The sequence below is a fragment of the Microbacterium luteum genome (assembly GCF_015277875.1).
Lineage (GTDB): Bacteria > Actinomycetota > Actinomycetes > Actinomycetales > Microbacteriaceae > Microbacterium > Microbacterium luteum.
Genome location: NZ_CP063814.1, coordinates 1,450,565 through 1,476,006 on the forward strand (window position 1 = coordinate 1,450,565; position 25,442 = coordinate 1,476,006).

Genomic DNA, 25,442 nt, shown 5'->3' on the forward strand with positions numbered 1-25,442 from the left:
TGGATCGGGCGGTCACCAGCGTCTAGCGTGAGGGGAACGACGTCGACGACCGACGGAGCGGGCGTCGACGCTGGAGGAGACGCATGGCCGCACGACGGCGCAACACGGTGGCACGCCATGGGGAGCTGTCCTCGCCGCGGCCCTCCCGGAGCATCCTCACCATCGTCGGAGTGCTCGTGGCGATCGTCGCCGTCTCCGGCTTGTCGGTCGCGGCCTTCGCGCTGTGGGACTCCACGGCCACGCTGCAGCGAACCGCCGTCACCCTGGAACGCGACGCCCCGCTTCCCCCGACGATCGGCGAGATCGAAGGGGGTGTGAACCTTCTGCTCGTCGGCACCGACTCCTGCGAGGGCCAGGACCTTCGGCTGTTCCCGCGATGCGGGATCGACGACGACGGGCTCGAACGCAACGACGTCACGATGCTCGTCAATATCAGCGACGAACCGCGACGCGTCACGGTCGTGTCATTCCCGCGCGACATGCTCGTCGAGATCCCGTCGTGTCCCGCCGAAGACGGCGGGCGATACTCCGCGATGACGCAGATGCCGATCAACGCCTCCTACGGCTACGGCGGGCTGGCCTGCACCGCGCTCACCGTGTCGAATCTCGCCGGCATGAACATCGACTTCGCCGGCGCGATCCGGTGGACCGGCGTCATCCACATGTCCGACGCCCTCGGCGGGGTCGAGGTCTGCGTCGCCGGCGACATCAGCGACCGTCACACCGGCCTGCAGCTCACCGCCGGAACGCACACGCTGCAGGGTGAGCAGGCGCTGCAGTTCCTGCGCATCCGTCACGGAATCGGCGACGGGTCCGACCTCGCCCGCATCTCGAATCAGCAGCAGTTCATGTCATCGCTCATGCGCAAGCTGCAGGACGACGACACCCTGCGCGATCCCACGACCCTGTTCAGCCTCGCGACCACCGCGATGCAACAGGTCAACAGCGGGCAACTCGTGCTGGATGAGGGCCTCGCAGACCCGACGCGGATGGTGCAGATCGCGATGGCGCTGAAAGACGTGCCGATGGACGACATCGTCTTCGTGCAGTACCCCACGAGCTACGCGCCGAGCGGGAACCCCGAAAACAACCTCGTGCTGCCCCTCACCGAGACGGCCGAGGCCATCTTTGCGGCCATCCGGGCGAACGAGCCGATCGAGCTCACCGGCGAGGCATCCCAGGGTGACGGCGTCGTCGTGCAGGGAGAGGATGCCGATGGCACCATCTCGCCCGAGCCCACGGCCGACCCGTCGACGTCAGCGACCGGCGGGTCCGCTCCCGGCCCGACCGAGACGGCTGTGGCACTGCCGTCGACGGTCGCGGGAACGACGGCGGAGCAGGTCACCTGCACGGTGCCAGAGGGGTGACCGGGTGGGACGAACGGCGATCCGCCACGCGATCGAATCGCGCGTCGTCTCTGCGACGGCAGCGTTAAGAACGGCGATTCTGGCGACGGGCATAAGAAACCGCTCTCAAACTGTTACAACTTCTGTCAAGGGCATGTCTTGCGAAGGCGGCATGGTGCACAGTAAGGGAACCGCATAACAAAGGGGGTCTCTATGACGACAGAAGAAAGCACCCACGTGCCCGAGGTCACGGTGGAGAGCGAAGACACGTCTTTCGGTCGTTGGCTGCACGTCATCAACCACGGGGCCGCCACCTGAGCGACTTCTCGCTCCTGTGCGAAGAACCCTCCTGTCCGACATCTTCGGATCGGAGGGTTCTTCACGTTCTCATCAGTCCCGCGGCCACTCCACAAGGGCGATGCTCTGCTTGGTGTCGGCGCACTTCACCCAGCCGTCTCCGAAGAGGTAGGTCAGACCGTACCCCTCGTCGTCCGTCGCGACGGCGGTGTCCGCGCTCTCTGTGACGATCACGCCACGGGCGTCCTGTTCGCTGTGCCACCCTGAGGCGACGAGTTCCCCCTGAGCGGTGCCCGACTGCTCGCTCGTGATGGGAGCCCATCCGAACAGCTGCACATGGTCGCTCGCGATGGTGAAGTCGCCCCACAGGCACTGCACGCCGTCGGCGAGTTCGATGCCCGCGACACGGAAGACGTCCTCCTCGACCGACCATCCCTCCGCTTCGAATTCCGCGATCAGCGACGCGGGGATGATCCCCTCGCACGTCGGTGTCTCCGCCGAGACGGGCTCGGCCGAGTCCTCCGACGGTTCGGCGGTCGCCGTCGGCTCCGGAGAGGTCGCGTTCGGTGACGGAAGCGCATCTTCGGTGACGACGGTCTCGGGGGTCGTACTGCAGGCCGCGAGCGTCAGCGATGCGACGGTCACAGCGACGAGCAGGCCGGCGCGGGCGCGGGGCAGAGGCATCAGGGGGTCTCCGGAAGGCGGTCGTGGATGAGGTCGAGGAACGGGCGGTGCAGGCGGCCGTTGGTGGCCAGCGACGACAGGGCGTCGAGGTCGTCGCCGCCGTCGATGTCGGTGAACTCGCCCCCGGCCTCGCGCACGATCGGGATGAGGGCGGCGATGTCGTACCGCTTCACGTCGAACTCGGCCACGAATTCCAGCCGTCCCTCCGCGAGGAGCATGTAGGGCCACGCATCGCCGTAACCACGGTCTCGCCAGGCGGCGCTCGTCACCCGCTCGAGGGCATCGAGACGACCATAGTCACGCCATTGACCGATCGACTGGAAGCTGACGCTTGCTTCCGACACGTCCGAGACATCCGACACCCGGATGCGGCGGTCGCCGGCGGGGGAGTTCGTCCACGCGCCGTGCCCGGTCGCGCCCCACCAGCGCCGCCCGAGCGCGGGCTGGGCGACGACGCCCACGGTGGGTACGCCGTCGACTGCGAGCGCGATGAGGGTCGCCCACATCGGGATGCCCTTGAGGTAGTTCGCGGTGCCGTCGATCGGGTCGATGATCCACTGGCGCGTGCTGTCGCCGGTGACGCCGAACTCTTCGCCGTAGACGCCGTCATCCGGGCGCTCGGCGGCGAGGATCCCGCGGATCGCACGCTCGGTCGCCAGGTCGGCTTCGGTCACATGCGAGTGATCCGGCTTCAGCTGCACGTCGAGATCGGCCGCGTCGAATCGTGCCATGGTGACCGCGTCGGCCGCGTCCGCGATGCGCAGCGCGAGCTCCAGGTCGGCGGGCTCGGCGCGCGCGGGCGATGACGACATGTCGGGGGAAGGCACGATCTCAAGGATAAGCGGCCGATACCTTCCTCGATTTCAGATGTGAGGATCGTGATGGTAACGTTGACCCTCGGTTCGCCCAGGAATATCCGGCGAATCGATTCCGCGCCTCTAGCTCAATCGGCAGAGCAACTGACTCTTAATCAGTGGGTTCAGGGTTCAAGTCCCTGGGGGCGCACCACCTCCTCGAAGCCCCGGACGATGCCACCGCATCCCGGGGCTTCGTCGTTCCGTCGGCCGGTTTACGCGGTTGACGGCTCGACGAGAAACCCCGCAATGCACGATAAACACCGCGATGCGCGATGTTTCGCGGCAATCGGGGTTTCTCGAGGCAAGACCGGCGTCGAGGGATGCGCGGTGCTTGACCTGAATGAGGTCTCATGTTTAGGTGTTCCCGGGACCTGAATGAGCTTTCAGGTCATGCACCCTTCTCAATGGCGAAAGGCACGCACATGCGGAGTACGAAGAAGTTCCTCCTGGGGTCCGCGGTCGCCGCGGGCGCCCTCGTCCTGGGGGCCTGCGCACCGCAGGCCGGAACCGATGGCGGCGACGCCTCGGGTGACGACGGCGCCGCGAGCGAGGTCACCGTCGGCATCGTCACCAGCGAAACCGGGGCTCTCGCCGGCTACGGCGAACAGTACCTCGACGGCTTCAAGGCCGGCCTCGACTGGGCCACCGACGGCACGATGGAAGTCGACGGCACGGCCATCAACGTGGAGTACCGCGACGACGGCGGCGACCCCGACAAGGCCGTCACCGCGGTGAAGGAGCTCATCGGGTCGGGCGTGAACATCCTCGCCGGAACCGTCTCCTCCGGTGTCGCCCTCGCCGTGGCAGAGCAGGCCGAGCAGAACCAGGTCCTCTACATCTCCGGGCCCGCCGCTGCCGATGCGGTCACCGGCATCAACGACTACACGTTCCGCTCGGGCCGACAGAGCGCGCAAGACGTCGCGACCGCGGGAACCTTCCTCGACGACCTCGACGGCATGAAGGTCACCGTCTTCGCCCAGGACACCGCGTTCGGGCAGGGCAACGAGGCGGCGGTCGCCGCCATCCTCGGCGCCCAGGGGGCCGAGGTCGACTCCGTGCTCGTGGCCGAGGACATCACCGAATTCACGCCCTTCGCGCAGCAGGTGCTCGCCGGCGACCCCGACCTCGTCTTCGTCGCCTGGGCGGGTGCCACCAGCGGGGCGATGTGGCAGGCGATGAGCCAGCAGGGTGTCCTCGAAGAGATCCCGGTCGTGACCGGCCTCGGCGACGCCGCGACCTTCGGCGCCTACGGGGAAGCCTCCGAGCAGATCAACTTCCTCAACCACTACTTCCCCGGCGGACCCGACAACGACGTCAACGCGGCGATGGTCGAGTACATCGAAGCCGAGGGAGGCACACCCGACCTGTTCAGCCCCGACGGCTTCAACGCGGCCGTCATGATCGTCCAGGCGATCGCCGAGGGCGGCGGCGAGGTCGCCGGCATGATCGACGCGCTCGAGGGCTTCACCTTCGAGGGCCCCAAGGGAACCATGACGGTGCGCGAGGGTGATCACGCACTCATCCAGGAGATGTACCAGGTGCGCCTCGTCGCCGACGGCGACACGTTCGTGCCCGAGCTCATCGACACGGTCGACGCCGACGCCGTCGCCCCCGCCGAAGCACAGTAAGGCGGGCAGCAGCAGCGATGAACGCACCCGTCCCGCCCGTGGAGTCCGCGATCCGCGTCGACAGCCTCGGTCTGCAGATCGGGGGAGCGACGATCCTCAAAGATGTCCAGCTCGACGTCGCTGCAGGATCGTTCGTCGGGGTCATCGGCCCCAACGGCGCTGGCAAGACCACGCTGTTCAACGTGATCTCCGGACTCGTCAAGCCCACCGCCGGCCGCGTGCTCATGCACGGGGAGGACATCACCACGATGTCGGTACCGGCGCGGGCCCGGGCGGGACTGGGCCGCACCTTCCAGACCTCGAGCCTGTTCCCGCAGCTGAGCGTGCTCGAGAACGTCCGGCTGGCGGCTCAAGCAGCGCGAGGCGGGTCGGGCTCGCTCCTGCACTTCCCGCGCCGAGCCGACCACGCCGTCGAGATCGCTCACGAGAAGCTGCGCACCGTCGGCCTTGACCACAAGGCCGCCGCCCTCGCCGGTGACATCTCGCACGGCGACAAGCGCAAGCTCGAGATCGCGGTGATCCTCGCCACCCAGGCCGACATCGTGCTGCTGGACGAACCGATGGCCGGCGTCGCCTCGGGCGACGTCGCCGGGCTCGTGGACAACATCCGCACCATGCAGGCCGACAAGGGCTGCACGGTGCTGATGGTCGAACACCACCTCGAGGTGCTGCTCGGCCTCGTCGAGAAGGTGGCCGTCATGTATTTCGGCAGCATCATCGCCTACGACACGCCGCAGAAGGTCATGGCGGACCCCGTCGTGCAGCAGGCGTACCTGGGGAATGCCGCATGAGCGCCGCACCCATCCTCGCCGTCGAACACCTGCGGTGCTCCATCGCGGGGCAGCAGGTCGTCGAAGACGTCTCCTTCGAGGTGCCCGCGACCGGCATCACCGCCGTCCTGGGCCGCAATGGCGCCGGCAAGACCTCCACGCTGCGCGGCATCCTCGGCCTCATCCAGCGACGCGGCACCGTCACCCTGGCCGGTACGCGCATCGACACGATGCCCACCCACAAGATCGTCCAGCGGGGAGTGGGCTACGTGCCGGAGGACCGCGAGGTGTTCGCCAAACTCTCCGTCGCCGAGAACCTCGCGCTCGCGGAGCGGCAGAAGAACCCGCGCCGCGAGTTCGTCGCCGAGCTCTTCCCCGACCTCGTCGAACGCCGCGATCAGCCGGCCGGCACGCTCTCGGGCGGACAGCAGCAGATGGTCTCGGTCGCACGCGCCCTCATCAACGACAACGCCCTCCTCCTCGTGGACGAGCCCACCAAGGGGCTTGCACCGCGGATCGTCGACGAAGTCGCCGAGGCGCTGCACGAAGCGGCGAAGGTCGTGCCGATCCTGCTGGTCGAGCAGAACCTCGAGGTCGTTCGACGACTCGCCGACTCCGCCGTCGTGATCGGCGCCGGACGCGTCGTGCACACCGGATCGGCCGCAGAGATCCTCGACGACGACGAGCTGACTAAGCGCCTGCTGGGTGTGCACGCGGAGGCCCACGCATGAGCACCCTCGTCCTCACCCTCGTCACCGGCGTCGGACTCGGCGCCCTCTACTTCCTCGTCGCCAGCGGTCTGAGCCTCATCTACGGCCTCATGCACGTGCTGAACTTCGCGCACGGGGCATTCCTCACCCTCAGCGCCTTCATGGGGTGGTTCGTTGCGCAGGCGCTCGGCACCGATTCCTGGGGCTCGTTCCTCCTGTCGATCCTCGTCGGCGCGGTCGTCGGCGCCGTGTTCGCCACCCTCACCGAGCTCGTCCTCATCAGACCGCTGTACGAGAGGCACATCGAACAGGTCCTCGTCACCGTCGGCCTGTCGCTGGCAGCCGTCGCGCTGTTCGAGGGCATGTGGGGCACCGATGCGATCACCATCGCCGGTCCGCCGTGGCTGACCCAGACCACCGAGATCCTCGGCGCGCGCATCCCGAACAAGTACTGGGCGCTCATTCTCGCGGCGGGGCTGGTGCTGCTGGCTCTCGTGCTGTTCCTGCAGAAGACCCGCTACGGCATGGTCATCCGCGCCGGTGTCGAGAACCGCGCGATGGTCACCGCCCTCGGCATCGACGTGCGCCGCTCTTTCACCCTGGTCTTCGCCATCGGCGGGGCCGCCGCCGGCATCGGCGGGGTGATGGCGATGCACTACACCAACTACGTCTCGGCCCACATGGGCGCGACGCTGCTGATCTTCGCGTTCATCGTCACCGTGGTCGGCGGCCTCGGCTCGCTCACCGGCGCCGCGATCGCCTCGGTGCTGGTCGCCGTGCTCCAGCAGGTCGCCAACACCTATCTCAACGGCACGGGCGACTTCATCGTCGTCATCCTGCTGGCCGCGGTGCTGCTGCTGCGACCGACCGGACTCATGGGAAGGAGGGCCTGACATGCCGCGCTCGACGAAGAACGTGCGCCGATTCGTTCCGGTCGTCATCGGTGTCGTCCTCATCGCCTTCATGGCGCTGCTCCCGATGCTCAACCTGTCGCTGCCGGGAATCCTCCCCACCCCCACCTACATGCCCGGAACGCTCGCACTGCTGTCGCTGTGCATGGTGTTCGCCGCCCTGGCCCTCTCGTACAACCTGCTCCTCGGCACATCCGGGATGCTGTCCTTCGGCCACGCGCTCTACTTCGGCGCCGGCGCGTACGGTCTCGGCATCGCCCTCGAGCACCTCGGTGTGCCGCTGTGGCCGGGGGTCTTCATCGCCCTGCTCGGCGGCATGGTGATCGCGCTGGCCACCGGTGCGGTGTCGATGCGGGTCTCCGGCATCCCGTTCGCCATGGTGACGCTCGCCTTCGCGCAGGCGGGCTCAGTGCTCGTGCGGCGCAACTCCGACATCACCGGTGGTGAGGAAGGCCTCGGGCTGAACACCGACCTGGTGCCCGATGCGCTGGTCGGCGTCGTCAACACCCGCAACCTCTACTGGCTGACCCTCGCGATCCTCGTGATCGTCTACCTCGTCTCCCTGTGGGTCGACAAGAGCCGCCTCGGACACCTCGCCCGTGCGACCCGCGAGAACGAGCAACGCGTGCGGGTGCTGGGGCTCTCGCCGTTCACCGTGCGCCTGACGGTCTTCGTCATCGCCGCGGTCCTGGCGAGCCTCGCCGGCGTCGCCTACCTGCTCCTGCAGTCCGGCACGGTGCCACGGGCGGTATCGGCCGACCTCACCATCACGATCCTCGTGATGGTCGTCCTCGGCGGCGTGGGCTTCCGGTGGGGTGCCATTGTGGGGGGTGTGCTCTATACGCTCCTGGACCAGCGACTCACCGTGCTCGCCGGCTCCGAGGCGATCGCCGGCCTTCCGGACATCCTGCGCATCCCGCTGTCGGAGCCGCTGTTCCTCCTCGGCGCGCTCTTCATCCTCGTGGTGATGTTCCTCCCCGGTGGCATCGCCGGCACCGTCGACAAGCTGTTCCGTCGACGGCGGCGGTCCGGTCACGACGAGAGCCCGCTGGAGGAGATCGACGATGCGGCCGCGCAGGCCGAGAACCCCGTCGAGGTGCGCGCATGAGCACGGCGGCACCCATCGAGTCCGCCGGCGTCCACACGGTCGGGCGCTGGGTGACCGATCGCGCCGCGCAGTCGCCGCACGCGTTCGCCATCGACGACCGCGGCGTGACCGTCGACTACGCCACGCTTGCGGGCCGGGCCTCCGCGCTGGCCGCGTCGCTGCGCCGCGCCGGGTACGGACCCGGGAATCGCATCGCGACGATCTCGGGCAACTCCGCCGATCATGTCGTGGCGTTCTTCGGATGCGCGTTGGCCGGTGTCGCGTTCGTGCCCCTGTCGTGGCGGCTCACCCCGGGCGAGGTCGGCGGGCTCCTGCGTCGCAGCGACCCCGATCTGCTCCTCGTCGACGACGAGTACGTCGTCCTGGCCGACGAAGCGCTCCGCACCGTCGCCGAGGCCCCCGCCATGGTCTTGCTCGGTGCCGGCGCGGTCGAGACGCACCTGCCTCGAGCCGGGAGGCCCGGCGCGGAACGCGCGGTCCGCGACGATGATCCGCTCCTGATCATCTTCACGTCCGGTTCGGAGGCGGCGCCCAAGGGGGTCGTACTCACCCACGCCAACTGCTTCTGGAACAACATGGCGCTTGCCGGTGCCCTGCCGCTGACGAGCAGCGACGTCGTGCTGGCGATGCTCCCGCAGTTCCATGTCGCCGCGTGGAACTGCCAGCCGTTGCTGGCCTGGTGGGTCGGGGCGACGGTCGTGCTCGAGCGTGCGTTCCAGCCTGCCCGCGCGCTGCAGCTCCTGTCTCAGCGGCGCGTCACGGCCATGATGGGGGTGCCCACGCAGTATGCGATGCTCGCCGCGGATCCCGGCTGGCACGACGTCGACCTGAGTGCACTCACGCTGGCGCTGGTCGGCGGCGCGACCGTCCCCCGCGAGGTGCGCGAGAGCTGGGCCGCGCGCGGCGTCGCCCTCACGCAGGGATACGGGCTCACGGAGGCGGGGCCGAACGTGCTGCACCTGTCCGAGACCGACGCGCGCGCGCATCCTGGTGCGGTCGGGCGGCCCTATCCGCACGTGGACGTGCGCGTCGTCGACCGCGAGACCGGTCTCGAACCGGCCGGCGCCGGGACGGGGGAGCTGTGGGTGCGCGGCCCCAGCGTCTTCGCGGGGTATCTCTTCGACGACGACGCGACGGCCCGAGCACGTGCTGGGGAGTGGTTGCGCAGCGGCGATATCGTCCACCGCGACGACGACGGTGTGCACACCATCGTCGACCGCCTGAAGGACATCTACATCTCCGGCGGTGAGAACGTCGCACCAGCCGAGGTCGAGCGCGCCCTGGTTCTGCATCCGCTCATCGCCGCCGCGGCCGTCGTCGGCGTCCCCGACCCGGTCTGGGGTGAACGCGGCGTGGCGTTCTGCGTCGTCCGACGCGGTGCGACGCTGTCGGCCGATGAGGTGCTCGCCCATGCGAAGACTCACCTCGCCGGTTTCAAGGTGCCGGTCGCCGTGGCCTTCGTCGAGGCGCTGCCGACGTCGGCGATAGACAAGATCGCCCGCGCGCGGCTGCGCGAGCGGGCCGTCCGCGTGGTGGAGGGGGTGTCGCGTGAGCACATCCGCTGACGTCGAGCCGGACGCGCCCGCCGTGTCGAAGGCGACAGGGCGACCACTCACCAAACGTGGCGAGGCGACCCGCCGACGCCTCCTCGAGGCCGCCGAGCAGGTCTTCGCCGAGCAGGGGTACCACGAGGCGTCCATCGTCAAGATCACCGAGCGCGCCGGCATCGGGCTCGGTACCTTCTACCTCTACTTCGACAGCAAGCAGGCCGTCTTCGAAGCGCTGGTGATCGACCTGAATCGCCGCGTGCGCCACTCGATGAGCGAGGCGATGGCCAGCGCATCCAGCCGCCTCGAGGCCGAACGTGCCGGATTCGCGGGCTTCTTCCGTTTCACCGCCGCACACCCCGCCCTCTACCGCGTGGTGCGCGAAGCCGAATTCGTCTCACCCGACACGCTGCACCTGCACTACACCCGCATCGTCGACGGCTACGAAGAGGGCCTTCGGGCGGCGCAACAGGTCGGCGACGTCGACCGCCGCCTCGATCCCACCGTGACGGCCTGGGCGCTCATGGGCATGGGGGAACTCATCGGCATGCGGTTCCTGCTGTGGGAGCGCGACGCCGACGGCGTGCCTCCCGAAGAGCTCGACGCGCACGTGTTCGACGCGATGATGCGCTTCATCGACAACGCCCTCGCCCCCCGAGGCCGAACGGAAGGAACGACGGATGCCTGAACAGACCCTGGCGGGAAAGCGGGCGCTGGTCACCGGCGGCGCGAGCGGGATCGGCCTGGCGTGCGCCGAGGCTTTCGCCGCCCGTGGCGCGGAGGTGACGGTCGCCGACCTCAACGCCGATGCTGCGACCGAGGCCGCCGAGCGCCTCGGCGGGAGCTCGTGGGCGGTCGACCTGTCCGACACCACCGCCCTCGACGACCTGCGATTGGACGTCGACATCCTCGTCAACAACGCCGGCATCCAACGCGTCGCACCGATCACCGAGGTGGTCCCCGACGACTTCCGGCTGTTGCTGCGCCTCATGCTCGAGGCGCCGTTCCTGCTCGTGCGTGCCGCGCTGCCGCACATGTACGAGCAGGGCTGGGGCCGGATCATCAACGTCTCCAGTGCTCACGGCCTGCGTGCCAGCGCCTACAAGTCCGCCTACGTGTCGGCCAAGCACGGCCTGGAGGGATTGTCGAAGGTCACGGCGCTCGAGGTCGCCGCGCACGGGGTGACGAGCAACTGCATCAATCCCGCCTACGTGCGCACCCCGCTCGTGGAGAAGCAGATCGCCGACCAGGCACGCATCCACGGAATCGAGGAGTCGGAGGTGGTCGAGAAGATCATGCTGACCGAGTCTGCCGTGAAGCGTCTCATCGAACCTGACGAGGTCGCCTCGCTGGTCGCGTGGCTCGCCGGGCCGGACGCGGGCATGGTCACCGGCGCGTCGTACACCATGGACGGTGGATGGACCGCCCGATGAGCGCGCAGACGTACCGCACCGTCGACGTCACGGTGCCCGGCGGCACGCTGCACGCCGCGGTCTGGGAGCCGGCTGGTGCCACCGCCGAGACGCCGACGATCCTCGCCGTGCACGGGGTCACCTCGTCGCACCTCGCGTGGGCGTGGGTCGCTCAGCGTCTTGCCGACGTCCGCGTGATCGCGCCCGATCTGCGCGGACGCGGACGAAGCAACGACGTGGCAGGACCCGCCGGTCTCGCCGTGCACGCGGACGATCTGGAACTGCTGCTCGACGCCGTCGGGGTGTCGCGGGCGATCGTCGCGGGCCATTCCATGGGCGGTTTCGTCTCGGTCGTCTTCGCCCACCGGCATCCGGAGCGCGTGTCGCGACTGGTGCTCGTCGACGGCGGGCTGCCGCTTGCCGTTCCGACCGGAATGGATCCGGATGAGACGATGACGGCCGTGCTCGGCCCCACCGCCGCCCGGCTGTCGATGCGGTTCGACGACGAAGCCGCGTACCTGGCGTTCTGGCGCGAGCATCCCGCCTTCGCCGGCGCCTGGGAACCGCGGTTGGACGACTACTTCGCGTACGACCTCGTGCCGGCCGCCGACGGGGGGCACCGTCCGGCCACGGGATACGCCGTCACGCGTGACGACACCGCCGACATGACCACCGGCACGACGCTGCCCGACGCGCTGCGTTCGCTGTCGCATCCCACGACGCTCGTCACCGTGCCGCGCGGGCTGCAGAACGAGGAGCCAGGGCTCTACCCGGCGGCGCACCTCGATGCGGTGCTCCGCGCGCATCCGGGAATCGATCATCGCCGCGTGGACGGATTCAACCACTACACGATCGTCATGTCGGATGACGGCGCCGACGTCGTCGCGCGCATCCTCCGATCCCACCTCGCCCTCGTCTGACCCTTCTCGCGAGGCCCGGGCGTGGCGATAAACCAGTTCGCGCCCGAGACGCACCGCATTGCGTGGTTTCTCGCGGCGGAAGTGGTTTCTCGATGAACAGGATGCGCGGGGGCGCGCGCGGGGCGGGCGAGTCAGCGGCGGGCGGCGGCGATGCGCGACGTGAGCTGGTGCGCGTGGGAGAGCAGAGTGCGGCCGAGGTCGGGGAGCCGATCGGCCGAGAATCGGAACTCGACACCGGTGAGGCTCAGCGCCCACTGCGGGTGGCCCTCACGGTCGAAGACCGCCGCGCCCATGCCCCAGCTGCCCTCGACGATCAGCCCCGGATTCACGGCGTAGCCGCGCGCGGTCGTCTCCCGCAGTCTCGCGCGCATGCGGTCGGGGGAGTGGCTCGGTCCCCACGACGCCTCGATCTCGGGGTGTCGAGCCAGGTAGGCGTCCACATCGTGGTGCGGCAGGAATGCGAGGATTGCGATCCCCGCCGACGCGACCCCCAGGGGGAAGCGCACGCCCTCCGACAGCACGAAAGAGCGGATCGGGAAGCTGCCTTCTTCTCGCAGCAGGCACACCGTCTCGTCGCCTCGGCGCACCGACAGGAACGCGCTCTCCTCGGTGCGCACCGCGAGCGATCGAACCACGTCGCGCCCGACGGCGGTGATGTCGTAGCGGGATGCGGCCACCGACCCCATGAGGTAGAGCTCGGGACCCGGCATCCATCTTCCGATCTCCTCGTCGTGGTCGACGAGCCCCTCGTGGGCGAGGGCGGTGAGGAGCCGATGCGTGGTCGGTCGCGTCAGGCCGGCTCGACGGGCGAGGTCGCCGACGGCGGCGCCGTCGGCTCCGGCAGAGGTCACCAGGCGCAACAGCGCGGCAGCGCGCGCGATCGCCTGCGCGCCCGGCACGGTCGCCTGTGCGCGACGGGAAGAAGGGGTGTCCACGATGTGGACGGTACGCGCCATCGCATCCACATCGCAAGAGCCCGCTGGTGACGCGCGGATCACCGGGGGAGGATGGATGCGACGACGAAGGAGTGCGTGTGATCGACAAGACGTATCCATCGGCGGCCGAGGCGGTCGCCGACATCCCCGACGGAGCATCGCTCGCGGTGGGGGGCTTCGGACTCTCCGGAAACCCCATCGCCCTCATCGAGGCGCTCCTGGCCCAGGGCACGAGCGACCTCAGCGTCGTGAGCAACAACTGCGGCGTCGACGACTGGGGCCTCGGCGTGCTGCTGCGTGCCAAGCGCATCCGCAAGATGACCTCGTCGTACGTCGGGGAGAACAAGGAGTTCGAACGGCAGTTCCTGTCGGGCGAACTCGAGCTCGAGCTGACCCCGCAGGGCACGCTCGCGGAGAAGTTGCGCGCGGGCGGATCCGGCATCGCCGCGTTCTATACGCAGACCGGCGTCGGCACGCAGGTCGCCGAGGGGGGACTCCCGCAGCGCTACGACGGCGCCGGCGGCATCGCCCTGGCGTCACCGGCGAAGGACGTGCGCAGCTTCACCGTGAACGGCTCGCAGAAGGACTTCCTGCTCGAGGAGGCGATCAGCACGGACTTCTCCCTCGTGCACGCGCTGCGCGGCGACCGTCACGGCAACCTCGTCTTCAACAAGGCCGCGCGCAACTTCAATCCGCTCGCCGCCATGGCCGGACGCGTGTGCATCGCGCAGGTCGAGGAGCTGGTCGAGCCCGGCGCCATCGATCCCGACGATGTGCACCTTCCCGGCGTCTTCGTGCATCGCCTCGTCGAGGTCGGCACGGATATCGAGAAGCGCATCGAGCGGCGCACGGTCCGCACGGAACAGGAGGTGTGAGATGGCCCTCACCCGTATCGAGATGGCCGCCCGTGCCGCTCAGGAACTCGCCGACGGCTCGTATGTGAACCTCGGCATCGGTCTGCCGACCCTCGTGCCCAACCATGTGCCGGACGGGGTGACCGTCGTGCTCCAGTCCGAGAACGGCATCCTCGGGGTGGGGCCCTATCCGACCGAAGCCGCTGTCGACCCCGACCTCATCAATGCCGGTAAGGAGACCGTCACGACTCTGCCGGGTACCGCCTTCTTCGACTCGGCGACGAGCTTCGGAATGATCCGCGGCGGAAAGATCGACGCCGCGATCCTGGGCGCGATGCAGGTCTCGGGAACGGGGGATCTGGCGAACTGGATGATCCCCGGCAAGATGGTCAAGGGCCCCGGCGGAGCGATGGACCTCGTGCACGGTGCCGGAAAGGTGATCGTGCTGATGGAACACGTCGCCAAAGACGGGTCCGCCAAGATCGTCGACGAGTGCTCGCTGCCCCTCACCGGGCGCGGGGTCGTCGACCGCATCATCACCGACCTCGCCGTGATCGACGTCACCGACGACGGGCTCCTTCTGATCGAAGTCGCCCCGGGGGTCGAGGTCGCCGACGTCGTCGCGGCCACCGAGCCGACGCTGCACATCTCCGACGCGCTCACCGCCGTCGCCGTCGATCCCGCTCTCGAAGGGAGCACCTCATGATCCCCGACGACATCGTCATCGTCGCCGCCGCCCGCACCCCGCAGGGTCGTCTCAAGGGCCGGCTCGCCCCCCTCACCGCCGTGCAGCTCGGTGCGACCGCCATCCGCGGTGCGCTCGAGCGGGGCGGCGTACCCGCAGACGCGGTCGACGCGGTGCTGGTCGGGCAGGTGCTCCCCGCCGGTGCGGGGCAGAACCCCGCCCGGCAGGCGGCGATCGCCGCGGGAATCGGGTGGGATGTGCATGCCGCGAGCGTGAACAAGGTCTGCCTGTCCGGACTCACCGCCGTCATCGACGGCGCCCGCATGCTCGCGCTCGGCGACGCGACCGTGGTCGTGGCCGCCGGCATGGAGTCGATGACCCGCGCACCGCATCTGATGATGGGCTCGCGGAACGGCTGGGCGTACGGATCGGTCGAAGTGCTCGACCACATGGCGTACGACGGGCTCACCGACGCGTATGACGAAGAGAGCATGGGCGCGTCGACCGAACGCCACAACGACCGACTCGGTCTCACGCGACAGGTGCAGGACGCCGTCGCCGCGCGCTCGCATCAGCGGGCCGCCGCCGCACACGAGGCCGGCGTGTTCGAGCACGAGATCGTGCCGGTGGAGATCCCCCAGCGCAAGGGAGACGCGCTCGTCGTGAACCGCGACGAGGGGGTGCGTCCCGAGACGACTGTCGATTCTCTGGCGAAGCTTCGCCCGGCGTTCGCCGAGGGCGGTTCCATCACGGCCGGCAACGCGTCGCAGATCTCCGACGGCGCCTCGGCCGTCGTGCTCACCACCCGCTCGCATGCCGATGAGAACGGCTGGAAGGTGCTCGCCGTCGTCGGTGCATCGGGTCAGGTCGCCGGCCCCGACAATTCCCTCCACGCCCAGCCGGCACGCGCGATCGAGAAGGCGTGCGCCAAGCAGGGGATCGCACCGACGGATCTCGACATCGCCGAGATCAACGAGGCGTTCGGCGCGGTCGTCGCGCGCTCCCAGGCGGAGCTCGGCCTGTCGGACGACGTCGTCAATCCCCACGGCGGCGGCATCGCCATCGGGCATCCGATCGGAGCCTCCGGCAATCGCCTCGTCGTCCATGCCGTCCACGAGCTGCTGCGGCGCGGTTCCGGTACCGCCGCGGTGGCCCTCTGCGGTGGCGGCGGCCAGGGCGACGCCCTCATCCTCACGCGCTGAGCCTCGATCCACCGATGGGCGGGGGCGCTGAGCGAGCGTCGTGACGTAGAAATGCCCCTCTGATCAGGAAGAATAGAGCTTGTCTAAGGCCCCTATTCACCCGATCCGAGAGGCATCTCGTAGATGCAATTCAAGCACGCTCCTGCTGGGGTGTCCGCGGTGTTCGACGATCCGAATCTCGTGTCGGCCGCGGGGCTGGTGCCGATGCTCCGTCTGGCGCGTTCCGCGGGGCTGGACGAGCTCGCGCGTGAGCGGTTGAGCGTCCCGGCGGACAAGGGCGCCAACGCGGGTGCGAAGGTGATGGCACTGGTCGCGGGCATGCTCGCCGGGGCGGACTCGATCGACGACATGAACCTGCTCCGCCATGGCGGAATTGGCCGGTTGTTCGACCGGACGTATGCGCCGTCGACGCTCGGGTCGTTCCTGCGGGAGTTCCGGTTCGGACACGTCCGCCAGCTCGACGCCGTCGCCTCCCGGGTGTTCGCGAATCTCGCTGTCAACGCGCCGCTGCTCCGAGCAGGCGATGGCGAGCGGGTGATGGTCGATCTTGACGACACGATCATCGAGGTCCACGGATACCAGAAGCAGGGCGCCGGTTTCGGATACTCCGGCGTCCGCGGCCTGAACGCCCTCCTCGCCACGGCATCGACCACCTCGTCGGCGCCGGTAATCCTCGGGCAGCGGCTGCGGCAAGGGAAGACCGGGTCCCCGAAGGGGGCCGCACGGATCGTCGGCGATGCTCTGGCGACCCTGCGCCGCACCGGTGTCGCCGCAGGGACTCGGCCGCTGCTGCGGGCGGACTCCGCGTTCTACGGACACGCGACCGTCGGCACCGCGATCACAGCCGGCGCCGACGTGTCGGTGACCGTCAGGATGGACCCCGCAGTGAAGGCCGCGATCGCGACCATCCCCGATGACGCGTGGACGATGATCGAGTACACCGACTCGATCCGTGACGAGACCACCGGGCAGCTGATCTCCAAAGCCGAAGTCGCCGAGGTCCCGTTCACTGCGTTCCGATCGAGGAAGAAGGCCGAACAGGTCGCAGGACGGTTGGTGGTGCGCCGGGTCCCCGACCTGAACCCGCGACAGGTGCAGCAGCCGACGCTGTTCGACGTCTGGCGGCATCACGCGTTCTTCACCACCACAGCGAAGGACGTGATGGACACGGTGGCCGCGGACAAGACGCACCGCGGTCACGCGATCATCGAGCAAGTCCACGCCGACCTCAAAGCGGGGCCGCTCGCGCACCTGCCCTCCGGGGTGTTCACCGCGAACAGCGCCTGGCTGGTGCTCGCCGTGATCGCGTTCAACCTCACCCGGACCGCTGGGGTCATCGCCGACCGGGTGGGACGGCTCGCGAGAGCAACGACCGCGACGATCCGCCGCACCCTGATCAACGTCCCCGCACGGCTGGCACGCTCCGCGCGCCGGATCACGCTCCACCTGCCCGAGGCCTGGCCCTGGGAGCACGCGTTCACACAACTCTTCAAGATCACGCACGCACCACCGCCAACGGTAACCACCTGACCATCGCCGCAACGCGGCACGACCGAGGACCACGTGGACGACCGGGATGCGACGCCCGGAACTCAACCCTGCCCTCGACACGTCACCGCGCACCGATCATGCCGCCCCGGCGCAACTACGGCTCATCGGTGGATCGAGGCTGAGGCGGACGAGAGCCCCGAGGCGACGCGCCTCGGGGCTCTGGTCAGTGCGAGGAGTAGTGCTCAGCGTCCTCTGGCGAGGCGCTTCTTCATGAGCTTCTCCTCCTTGCCCGCCACGGGGGAGTCCTGCGGGATGTTGTGCCCGCGCGCTGCCCGGCGGGTGTCGACGACGGCGCCGATCGCCAGGGCCAGGGAGATGCCCCAGCTCAGCCAGGCGAGCGCCGTGCGCCACGTGAAGGGTTCGTTGTTGCGGATGCTGCGCAGCAGCGTCACGCCGCCGGTGACCGCCGAGAGAATTCCGGTGCCGAAGAGATACTGACGCATGCCGCAACGCTAGCGCGGGTATCGCCGCGGCGTCGCCCCTTGACACTGCGCCGCTCGGCCGTCAAGCGGCGTTTGCGCGAAACACGGCGCTGTTAGCCTGAAGGCCCGATCACCGTCAGGAGCCCCTGTGACCCAGGCCGAATTCGTCGTCGTCGCCAACCGTCTGCCCGTGGACAATGCCGGGCCGGGTGAAGGGGAAGACGGCTGGCGCCGCTCGCCGGGGGGCCTCGTCACCGCTCTGGAGCCGGTGATGAAGCAGACCGACGGCGCCTGGGTTGGATGGCCGGGGCAGGCTGATCTCGACGTCGAGCCGTTCGACTTCGACGGCACCCGCCTCATCCCGGTCGCCCTCAGTGCGGACGAGATCGAGAAGTACTACGAGGGCTTCTCCAACGACACCATCTGGCCGCTCTACCACGACGTCATCGCCGCCCCACGCTATCGACGCGTGTGGTGGGACGCATACGTGCGGGTGAATCGGCGATTCGCCGAAGCGGCGGCGGACGCCGTCGCAGAAGGCGGCACCGTGTGGGTGCAGGATTACCAGCTGCAGCTCGTTCCGAAGATGCTGCGCGAGATGCGTCCCGATCTCACGATCGGCTACTTCCACCACATTCCGTTCCCCGCATACGGCCTGTACTCGCAGCTTCCGTGGCGACGGCTCGTGCTCGAAGGTCTGCTCGGAGCCGACGTCATCGGCTTCCAGCGCGTTGCCGACGCGGGGAATTTCGCTCGAGCGGTGCGTCGTCTGTTCCGCTACGAGACGCGAGCCGGCCGCATCACGGTTCCGGGCGACGACGGCACGGCACACATCGCTCTGGCCAAGGCGTTCCCGATCTCCATCGCCGCCGAGACCTACATCGAACTGGCCAAGAAGCCCGAGGTGCAGGCCCGGGCGCGGGAGATCCGAGAGGGGCTCGGCAACCCCAAGGCGATCCTCCTCGGCGTCGACCGATTGGACTACACCAAGGGCATCCGCCACCGCCTGAAGGCGTTCGGCGAGCTCCTCGAAGACGGGCGCGTCGCCGTCGACGACGTCACCCTCGTGCAGGTCGCGAGCCCCAGCCGCGAGCGTGTCGAGGCCTACGTCCAGCTGCGCGACGAGATCGAGCTGACGGTCGCCCGCATCAACGGCGACCACGACACGTTCGGCCACAGCGCGATCCGCTATCTGCATCAGGGATATCCGCGCGAGGAAATGGTCGCGCTGTTCCTCGCCGCCGACGTCATGCTCGTGACCGCGCTGCGGGATGGGATGAACCTCGTCGCGAAAGAGTACGTCGCCACGCGCGCGGACAACCGCGGCGTGCTCGTGCTGTCGGAATTCGCCGGTGCCGCCGACGAGCTGGGGTCGGCGCTCAAGGTGAATCCGCATGACATCGACACCCTCAAGGACACGATCATCCAGGCGATCGAGATGCCCGAAGCGGAACAGTCGCGCCGCATGCGCTCGATGCGCAAGCGCGTCATCGAGCACGACGTGAAGGCGTGGTCCGCCTCGTTCCTCTCCGCACTCGACGAGGCCCGCACCGCCAAGGAGAACCGCACGCGATGACCGATCCTGTCTCGATGCTCGCCCGCACCCCCGTTCTCCTCGTCGCCCTCGATTTCGACGGAACGCTCTCGCCGCTCGAGGACGAGCCGATGGAAGCACGCATGCTCGCGGCGGCGCGCGATGCGGTCGACGCGCTGCTGCGCGCACCCGACACCACGGTCGCCCTCGTTTCGGGCCGCAGCCTCCACGACCTGCGGGTGATCGCCGAGCACGCCGACGACTCCGCGATCTGGCTCGCCGGATCCCACGGCGCCGAGTTCTGGCAGCCCGGGAGCGGCGCCCTCAACGCCACTGAAGACACCGTCGACGAGGAGCTCCGCGACACGCTGCGCGCCCATGCCGAGAAGGCCACCGCAGGCATGACGGGCGTGTTCATCGAGCCGAAGACATTCGGGTTCGGTGTCCACACCCGCGTCGCCACTCCGGAGACGGCAGCGGATGCGAACGCCGCGGTCGACGCGATCGTCGCTGCTGAGGCGCCGCACTGGCGTCGCCGTACCGGACACAACATCGTCGAGTACGCCTTCCGGCACGAGGGCAAGGACTCCGCCGTCGCTCACCTGCGCGAGCTGGTGGGCGCGACCGGCGTGCTCTTCGCGGGAGACGACGTCACGGATGAAGACGCGCTGGCGAGCCTCGGCGATGACGATCTCGGGGTTCACATCGGCTCGCGCGACACGCACGCGACGGTGTCGGTCCCCGACATCCCCGCCTTCGCCGCCCTCCTGACGAGACTGGCGACCGAGCGCTCCAGCCCGCGGTGACCGAACGCACCCCGGGTCGGGCGGAGGCGCCCACCGGGAATAGACTCGCAGGTATGGCCCACCCCGAGGAATCGATCGACATCAAGCCCCGCAGTCGCGCCGTCACGGACGGCATCGAAGCCACCACCTCCCGCGGGATGCTCCGCGCGGTCGGCATGGGCGACGAGGACTGGGACAAGCCCCAGATCGGCATCGCGTCGAGCTGGAACGAGATCACCCCGTGCAACCTGAGCCTCGACCGCCTCGCGCAGGGGGCGAAGGAGGGCGTTCACGCCGGCGGCGGCTACCCGCTGCAGTTCGGAACCGTCTCCGTCTCCGACGGCATCTCCATGGGCCACGAGGGCATGCACTTCTCGCTCGTCTCGCGCGAGGTCGTCGCCGACTCGGTCGAGACGGTCATGATGGCCGAGCGTCTCGACGGCAGCGTCCTGCTCGCCGGCTGCGACAAGTCCATCCCGGGCATGCTGATGGCCTCGGCGCGACTGAACCTCTCGAGCGTCTTCCTCTATGCCGGTTCGATCGCGCCGGGCTGGGTCAAGCTGTCGGACGGCACCGAGAAGGACGTCACGATCATCGACTCGTTCGAGGCCGTCGGCGCGTGTCTCGCGGGCAAGATGAGCGAAGAAGACCTCAAGCGCATCGAGTGCGCGATCGCGCCGGGCGAGGGTGCCTGCGGCGGCATGTACACCGCCAACACGATGGCCTCGGTGGCCGAGGCCCTCGGGCTCAGCCTCCCCGGGTCGGCTGCACCGCCGTCGGCCGACCGCCGTCGCGACTACTTCGCGCACAGGTCGGGCGAGGCCGTCGTGAACCTGCTGCGCCATGGCATCACCACGGGAGACATCCTCACCAAGGAGTCGTTCGAGAACGCGATCGCCCTCGCGATGGCGCTCGGCGGATCCACCAACGTCGTGCTCCATCTTCTCGCGATCGCCAACGAGGCGCAGGTCGACCTCGACCTGCACGACTTCAACCGCATCGGCGACAAGGTTCCCCACATCGCCGACATGAAGCCGTTCGGCCAGTACGTCATGAACGACGTCGACCGCCACGGCGGCATCCCCGTCATCATGAAGGCGATGCTCGACGAGGGGCTGCTGCACGGCGACGCTCTCACGGTGACCGGCAAGACGCTCGCCGAGAACCTGCGGGAGCTGGACCCCGACCCGATCGACGGCACCGTCATCCACACCCTCGACAACCCCATCCACGCCACCGGCGGCATCACGATCCTGCACGGATCGCTCGCCCCCGAGGGTGCGGTGGTCAAGACCGCCGGCTTCGACGCAGCGGTCTTCGAGGGCCCGGCGCGGGTGTTCGAGCGCGAGCGCGCCGCGATGGACGCCCTGGAGGCGGGCGCGATCACGGCCGGCGACGTCGTCGTCATCCGCTACGAAGGCCCGAAGGGCGGCCCCGGGATGCGCGAGATGCTGGCGGTCACGGCCGCCATCAAGGGCGCTGGGCTCGGCAAAGATGTACTACTCTTGACGGACGGTCGATTCTCCGGCGGCACAACCGGCCTGTGCATCGGCCACGTAGCACCCGAAGCGGTGGACGCAGGTCCCATCGGCTTCGTGCGCGATGGTGATCTGATACGGGTCGATATCGCAGCCCGCACTCTCGACCTACTCGTCGACGAAGCGGAGCTGGACTCCCGCCGTTCCGGCTGGGAGCCCCTTCCCCCGCGCTATACCCGTGGCGTCCTGGCCAAGTACTCCAAGCTCGTGCGCTCTGCCGCGCAGGGCGCCGTGACGGGGTAGCGGGCCTCCGACACATCTGTTCGTTCTCGACAGAGGAACCACCATGCCTTCAGAAACCGCAGCCGCCGTGCCGCGGCCACCCGCCCGCAGCGCCTCCGCGCCCGTCTTGTCCGGCGCGCAGGCCATGGTCCGCTCGCTCGAGCTGCTCGGCGTCACCGATGTCTTCGGCATCCCGGGCGGGGCGATCATGCACTTCTACGACCCGCTGATGGACGCCAGCGAGCTGCGTCACATCCTCGTGCGTCACGAGCAGGGTGCCGGTCACGCCGCCGAAGGGTTCGCGTCGGCATCGGGCCGGCCCGGCGTCGCGATCGCGACCTCCGGACCCGGCGCGACCAACCTCGTCACGGCCATCGCCGACGCGTACATGGATTCCGTCCCGCTGGTGTGCATCACCGGTCAGGTGTTCTCGCACCTCATGGGGACCGACGCGTTCCAGGAGGCCGACATCGTCGGCATCACCATGCCGATCACCAAGCACTCCTTCCTCGTGAAGGATGCCGCCGAGATCCCGGGCGCCATCGCCGCGGCGTTCGAGATCGCCACCACCGGTCGCCCCGGCCCCGTGCTGGTGGACATCACGAAGGACGCACAGCAGGCCGAGGTTCCCTTCGTGTGGCCGCCGAAGTACGACCTGCCGGGATATCGACCGGTCACGAAGGCGCACGGCAAGCAGATCCAGGCCGCTGCGCAGCTGATCGCCGAAGCCAAGAAGCCCGTTCTGTACGTCGGCGGCGGGGTCATCCGTGCCGGCGCTGCGGACGAGCTGCGCACGCTCGCGGAGTCGACCGGTGCGCCCGTGGTCACGACCCTGATGGCACGCGGCGCCTTCCCCGACTCGCATTCGCAGCATCTCGGCATGCCGGGCATGCACGGCACCGTCCCGGCGGTGCTGGCGCTGCAGGAGGCCGACCTCCTCATCACCCTCGGCGCCCGGTTCGATGACCGCGTCACCGGCAAGGCGGCTCTGTTCGCCCCGCACGCCAAGGTGATCCACGTCGACATCGACCCGGCGGAGATCTCCAAGATCCGCACCGCCGACGTGCCCATCGTGGGGGACTTGAAGGATGTGCTGCTCGACCTCGATTCGGCATTCCGCGGCGTGGCCGACGGGCAGAAGCCCGACATCGATCAGTGGTGGTCGTTCCTCGACGGCCTCCGCGACGAGTTCCCGCTCGGTTTCGCTCCCACCTCCGACGGACTCCTCTCTCCCCAGCACGTCATCCAGCGCATCGGCGAATTGACGGGTCCGGAGGGCATCTACGCGGCCGGCGTCGGACAGCACCAGATGTGGGCGGCGCAGTTCATCCGGTACGAGCGGCCCAACGCGTGGCTCAACTCCGGCGGCGCCGGCACCATGGGATACGCGGTGCCCGCGGCGATGGGTGCGAAGGTCGCGGAGCCGCACCGTCAGGTGTGGGCGATCGACGGCGACGGATGCTTCCAGATGACCAATCAGGAGCTCGCCACCTGCGCGATCAACAACATCCCGATCAAGGTCGCCGTCATCAACAACTCCTCGCTGGGCATGGTGCGCCAGTGGCAGACGCTGTTCTACGACGGGCGACACTCCAACACCGACCTGAACACCGGGCACGGCACGGCGCGCATCCCGGACTTCGTGAAGCTGGCCGAGGCCTACGGGTGTCTCGCCATCCGCGTCGAACGCGAAGATCAGGTCGACGACGCGATCGCCCTCGCGCTGGAGACGAACGACCGACCCGTCGTGATCGACTTCGTCGTCAGCGCCGATGCGATGGTGTGGCCGATGGTGCCGCAGGGCGTCAGCAACAGCTACATCCAGTACGCGCGCGAGCACGCGCCGTCGTTCGAAGGGGACGAGTGAGATGTCGAAGCACGTCCTGAGCCTGCTCGTCGAAGACAAGCCCGGCCTCCTCACGCGTGTCGCCGGCCTCTTCGCCCGTCGCGGCTTCAACATCGAGTCCCTCGCGGTCGGGGTCACCGAGGTGCCCGGGCTGTCGCGCATCACGGTGGTCGTCGACGTCGAGGGCCTGCCGCTGGAGCAGGTGACGAAGCAGCTGAACAAGCTCGTCAACGTCATCAAGATCGTGGAGCTGGAGCCGGTCGCGTCGGTGCAGCGCGAGCACATGCTCGTCAAGGTGCGCGCCGACAACGCCACACGCTCGAACGTGCTCGAGGTGGTGAACCTGTTCCGCGCCTCGGTGGTCGACTACGCCCCCGACGCGGTCGTGATCGAGATCACCGGCGATCAGGGCAAGGTCGAGGCCTTCCTGCGCGCCATCGAGCCGTTCGGCATCAAGGAGCTCGCTCAGTCGGGCCTGCTCGCCATCGGCCGAGGGCCCAAGAGCATCACCGAGCGCGTGCTGCGCGGCTGACCCGAGAGACAGATCCGCTCGCTTCCGGTCGTTGAGCGAGCGGAGCGAGACGAAACGACACGAACAAGGAGAGACACGAAGAATGGCTGAGATCTTCTACGACGACGACGCCGACCTGAGCATCGTCCAGGGCAAGAAGGTGGCGATCGTGGGCTACGGCTCGCAGGGCCACGCACACGCGCAGAACCTGCGGGACTCCGGGGTCGAGGTCGTCATCGCCCTGAAGGAGGGGTCGAAGTCGACCCAGAAGGCGCAGGATGAGGGCTTCCAGGTCAAGTCGGTCGCCGACGCGGCCGAGTGGGCCGACCTCATCATGATCCTTGCGCCCGACCAGCACCAGCGCTCGATCTTCACCGAGAGCATCAAGGACAAGCTGACCGCGGGCAAGACCCTCGCGTTCGCGCACGGATTCAACATCCGCTTCGGCTACATCGACGCTCCGGAGGGCGTGGATGTGATCCTCGTCGCGCCGAAGGCGCCGGGTCACACCGTGCGTCGCGAGTTCGTCGCCGGTCGCGGCATCCCCGACATCATCGCCGTCGAGAGCGACGCCTCGGGCTCGGCCTGGGAAACCGCGCTGTCGTACGCGAAGGCGATCGGCGGCACGCGCGCCGGCGTGATCAAGACGACGTTCACCGAGGAGACCGAGAGCGACCTGTTCGGCGAGCAGGCCGTGCTCTGCGGCGGAGTCTCGCAGCTCGTGCAGTACGGCTTCGAGACGCTCACCGAGGCGGGCTACCAGCCGCAGATCGCCTACTTCGAGGTGCTGCACGAGCTGAAGCTCATCGTCGACCTGATGTGGGAGGGCGGCATCGCCAAGCAGCGCTGGTCGGTCTCCGATACCGCCGAGTACGGCGACTACGTGTCCGGCCCGCGCGTCATCGACCCGCGCGTCAAGGAGAACATGCAGGCCGTCCTCGCCGACATCCAGTCCGGCGCGTTCGCGAAGCGCTTCATCGACGACCAGGACAACGGTGCTGCGGAGTTCATGGAGATGCGCGAGAAGGCCGCGTCGCACCCGATCGAGGCTGTTGGCAAGGAGCTGCGCTCGCTCTTCGCGTGGAAGCAGCAGGATGAGGACTACACCGAGGGCAGCGCCGCGCGCTGACCGAGGTAGCTTGGGTTGAGTAGCGGCTCAGCCGCGTA

General features: G+C 68.7%; 24 protein-coding genes and 1 tRNA gene. 21 read left to right on the top strand and 4 right to left on the bottom strand.

The window, feature by feature from the left end; genetic code table 11:
- Nucleotides 1-83 precede the first annotated feature (83 nt).
- Complete coding sequence (locus IM777_RS07080) at nucleotides 84-1,367, top strand: LCP family protein (RefSeq protein WP_228480994.1); 1,284 nt, start codon at nucleotides 84-86, stop codon at nucleotides 1,365-1,367.
- A 369-nt stretch (nucleotides 1,368-1,736) separates the two neighbouring features.
- Here IM777_RS07080 and IM777_RS07085 read toward each other — a convergent pair whose 3' ends face one another.
- Complete coding sequence (locus IM777_RS07085; protein WP_194385066.1) at nucleotides 1,737-2,327, bottom strand: hypothetical protein; 591 nt, start codon at nucleotides 2,325-2,327, stop codon at nucleotides 1,737-1,739.
- Nucleotides 2,327-3,139 (bottom strand): inositol monophosphatase family protein, encoded by an 813-nt coding sequence (locus IM777_RS07090; protein ID WP_194385482.1) that lies wholly within the window; start codon nucleotides 3,137-3,139, stop codon nucleotides 2,327-2,329. The genes IM777_RS07085 and IM777_RS07090 overlap by 1 nt, the downstream gene beginning before the upstream one ends.
- A 120-nt stretch (nucleotides 3,140-3,259) precedes the next feature.
- On the opposite strand from IM777_RS07090, the gene IM777_RS07095 reads away from it, so the two are divergent.
- The 10 genes from IM777_RS07095 to IM777_RS07140 all read left to right on the top strand — a co-directional run bounded on the left by IM777_RS07095 (nucleotide 3,260) and on the right by IM777_RS07140 (nucleotide 12,190).
- A tRNA-Lys gene (locus IM777_RS07095) sits at nucleotides 3,260-3,335 on the top strand.
- A 271-nt stretch (nucleotides 3,336-3,606) separates the two neighbouring features.
- Nucleotides 3,607-4,812, top strand: coding sequence for a substrate-binding domain-containing protein (locus IM777_RS07100; RefSeq protein ID WP_194385067.1), 1,206 nt, complete (start codon nucleotides 3,607-3,609; stop codon nucleotides 4,810-4,812).
- 17 nt (nucleotides 4,813-4,829) lie between these two features.
- Nucleotides 4,830-5,603, top strand: coding sequence for an ABC transporter ATP-binding protein (locus IM777_RS07105; RefSeq protein ID WP_194385068.1), 774 nt, complete (start codon nucleotides 4,830-4,832; stop codon nucleotides 5,601-5,603).
- Nucleotides 5,600-6,313, top strand: a complete 714-nt coding sequence (locus tag IM777_RS07110) for an ABC transporter ATP-binding protein (RefSeq protein ID WP_071043096.1) — start codon at nucleotides 5,600-5,602, stop codon at nucleotides 6,311-6,313. Before IM777_RS07105 ends, IM777_RS07110 begins: the two co-directional genes overlap by 4 nt.
- Entirely contained in the window at nucleotides 6,310-7,185 is an 876-nt protein-coding gene (locus IM777_RS07115) for a branched-chain amino acid ABC transporter permease (RefSeq protein ID WP_194385069.1), read from the top strand. Before IM777_RS07110 ends, IM777_RS07115 begins: the two co-directional genes overlap by 4 nt.
- 1 nt (nucleotide 7,186) lies before the next feature.
- Entirely contained in the window at nucleotides 7,187-8,311 is a 1,125-nt protein-coding gene (locus tag IM777_RS07120) for a branched-chain amino acid ABC transporter permease (RefSeq protein ID WP_194385070.1), read from the top strand.
- Nucleotides 8,308-9,876: a class I adenylate-forming enzyme family protein gene (locus IM777_RS07125; RefSeq protein WP_194385071.1), complete on the top strand. Its 1,569-nt coding sequence runs from the start codon at nucleotides 8,308-8,310 to the stop codon at nucleotides 9,874-9,876. Before IM777_RS07120 ends, IM777_RS07125 begins: the two co-directional genes overlap by 4 nt.
- Nucleotides 9,860-10,546 (top strand): TetR/AcrR family transcriptional regulator, encoded by a 687-nt coding sequence (locus tag IM777_RS07130; RefSeq protein ID WP_228480996.1) that lies wholly within the window; start codon nucleotides 9,860-9,862, stop codon nucleotides 10,544-10,546. Before IM777_RS07125 ends, IM777_RS07130 begins: the two co-directional genes overlap by 17 nt.
- Complete coding sequence (locus tag IM777_RS07135) at nucleotides 10,539-11,291, top strand: 3-hydroxybutyrate dehydrogenase (protein WP_194385072.1); 753 nt, start codon at nucleotides 10,539-10,541, stop codon at nucleotides 11,289-11,291. The genes IM777_RS07130 and IM777_RS07135 overlap by 8 nt, the downstream gene beginning before the upstream one ends.
- The gene (locus IM777_RS07140; RefSeq protein WP_194385073.1) at nucleotides 11,288-12,190 is read left to right on the top strand and encodes an alpha/beta fold hydrolase; all 903 of its coding nucleotides are present in this window, start codon (nucleotides 11,288-11,290) and stop codon (nucleotides 12,188-12,190) included. Before IM777_RS07135 ends, IM777_RS07140 begins: the two co-directional genes overlap by 4 nt.
- A 131-nt stretch (nucleotides 12,191-12,321) precedes the next feature.
- Here the strand turns inward: IM777_RS07140 and IM777_RS07145 are convergent, their stop codons facing one another.
- Nucleotides 12,322-13,146 (bottom strand): IclR family transcriptional regulator, encoded by an 825-nt coding sequence (locus IM777_RS07145; RefSeq protein WP_194385074.1) that lies wholly within the window; start codon nucleotides 13,144-13,146, stop codon nucleotides 12,322-12,324.
- Between the two features lie 77 nt (nucleotides 13,147-13,223).
- Between IM777_RS07145 and IM777_RS07150 the strand changes: the two genes are divergently transcribed.
- From IM777_RS07150 to IM777_RS07165, 4 genes are all read left to right on the top strand, one after another.
- On the top strand, nucleotides 13,224-14,000 hold the full coding sequence (locus tag IM777_RS07150; protein ID WP_194385075.1) for a CoA transferase subunit A: 777 nt from the start codon (nucleotides 13,224-13,226) through the stop codon (nucleotides 13,998-14,000).
- Nucleotide 14,001: 1 nt separating this feature from the next.
- Complete coding sequence (locus tag IM777_RS07155) at nucleotides 14,002-14,685, top strand: 3-oxoacid CoA-transferase subunit B (RefSeq protein WP_194385076.1); 684 nt, start codon at nucleotides 14,002-14,004, stop codon at nucleotides 14,683-14,685.
- Nucleotides 14,682-15,866 (top strand): acetyl-CoA C-acetyltransferase, encoded by a 1,185-nt coding sequence (locus IM777_RS07160; protein ID WP_194385077.1) that lies wholly within the window; start codon nucleotides 14,682-14,684, stop codon nucleotides 15,864-15,866. The genes IM777_RS07155 and IM777_RS07160 overlap by 4 nt, the downstream gene beginning before the upstream one ends.
- 123 nt (nucleotides 15,867-15,989) lie before the next feature.
- A complete protein-coding gene (locus IM777_RS07165) occupies nucleotides 15,990-17,396 on the top strand; it encodes an IS1380 family transposase (protein WP_194383877.1) in 1,407 nt (468 codons plus the stop codon).
- A 203-nt stretch (nucleotides 17,397-17,599) separates the two neighbouring features.
- Here the strand turns inward: IM777_RS07165 and IM777_RS07170 are convergent, their stop codons facing one another.
- On the bottom strand, nucleotides 17,600-17,860 hold the full coding sequence (locus IM777_RS07170) for a hypothetical protein (RefSeq protein ID WP_071043113.1): 261 nt from the start codon (nucleotides 17,858-17,860) through the stop codon (nucleotides 17,600-17,602).
- A gap of 127 nt (nucleotides 17,861-17,987) precedes the next feature.
- On the opposite strand from IM777_RS07170, the gene IM777_RS07175 reads away from it, so the two are divergent.
- Genes IM777_RS07175 through ilvC form a run of 6 tightly spaced genes read left to right on the top strand, consistent with a single transcriptional unit; the run spans nucleotide 17,988 to nucleotide 25,404 of the window.
- Complete coding sequence (locus IM777_RS07175; protein WP_194385078.1) at nucleotides 17,988-19,415, top strand: alpha,alpha-trehalose-phosphate synthase (UDP-forming); 1,428 nt, start codon at nucleotides 17,988-17,990, stop codon at nucleotides 19,413-19,415.
- Nucleotides 19,412-20,179 carry a trehalose-phosphatase gene (otsB, locus tag IM777_RS07180; protein ID WP_194385079.1) on the top strand — a complete coding sequence of 256 codons (768 nt, stop codon included), beginning with the start codon at nucleotides 19,412-19,414 and terminating at the stop codon, nucleotides 20,177-20,179. Before IM777_RS07175 ends, otsB begins: the two co-directional genes overlap by 4 nt.
- A gap of 53 nt (nucleotides 20,180-20,232) precedes the next feature.
- Nucleotides 20,233-21,939 carry a dihydroxy-acid dehydratase gene (ilvD, locus tag IM777_RS07185; RefSeq protein ID WP_194385080.1) on the top strand — a complete coding sequence of 569 codons (1,707 nt, stop codon included), beginning with the start codon at nucleotides 20,233-20,235 and terminating at the stop codon, nucleotides 21,937-21,939.
- A 43-nt stretch (nucleotides 21,940-21,982) separates the two neighbouring features.
- Nucleotides 21,983-23,785 carry an acetolactate synthase large subunit gene (locus IM777_RS07190; protein ID WP_194385081.1) on the top strand — a complete coding sequence of 601 codons (1,803 nt, stop codon included), beginning with the start codon at nucleotides 21,983-21,985 and terminating at the stop codon, nucleotides 23,783-23,785.
- A 1-nt stretch (nucleotide 23,786) separates the two neighbouring features.
- Nucleotides 23,787-24,296, top strand: coding sequence for an acetolactate synthase small subunit (gene ilvN, locus IM777_RS07195; RefSeq protein WP_194385082.1), 510 nt, complete (start codon nucleotides 23,787-23,789; stop codon nucleotides 24,294-24,296).
- A gap of 31 nt (nucleotides 24,297-24,327) precedes the next feature.
- Entirely contained in the window at nucleotides 24,328-25,404 is a 1,077-nt protein-coding gene (gene ilvC, locus IM777_RS07200) for a ketol-acid reductoisomerase (RefSeq protein ID WP_473743251.1), read from the top strand.
- Nucleotides 25,405-25,442: the final 38 nt, after the last annotated feature.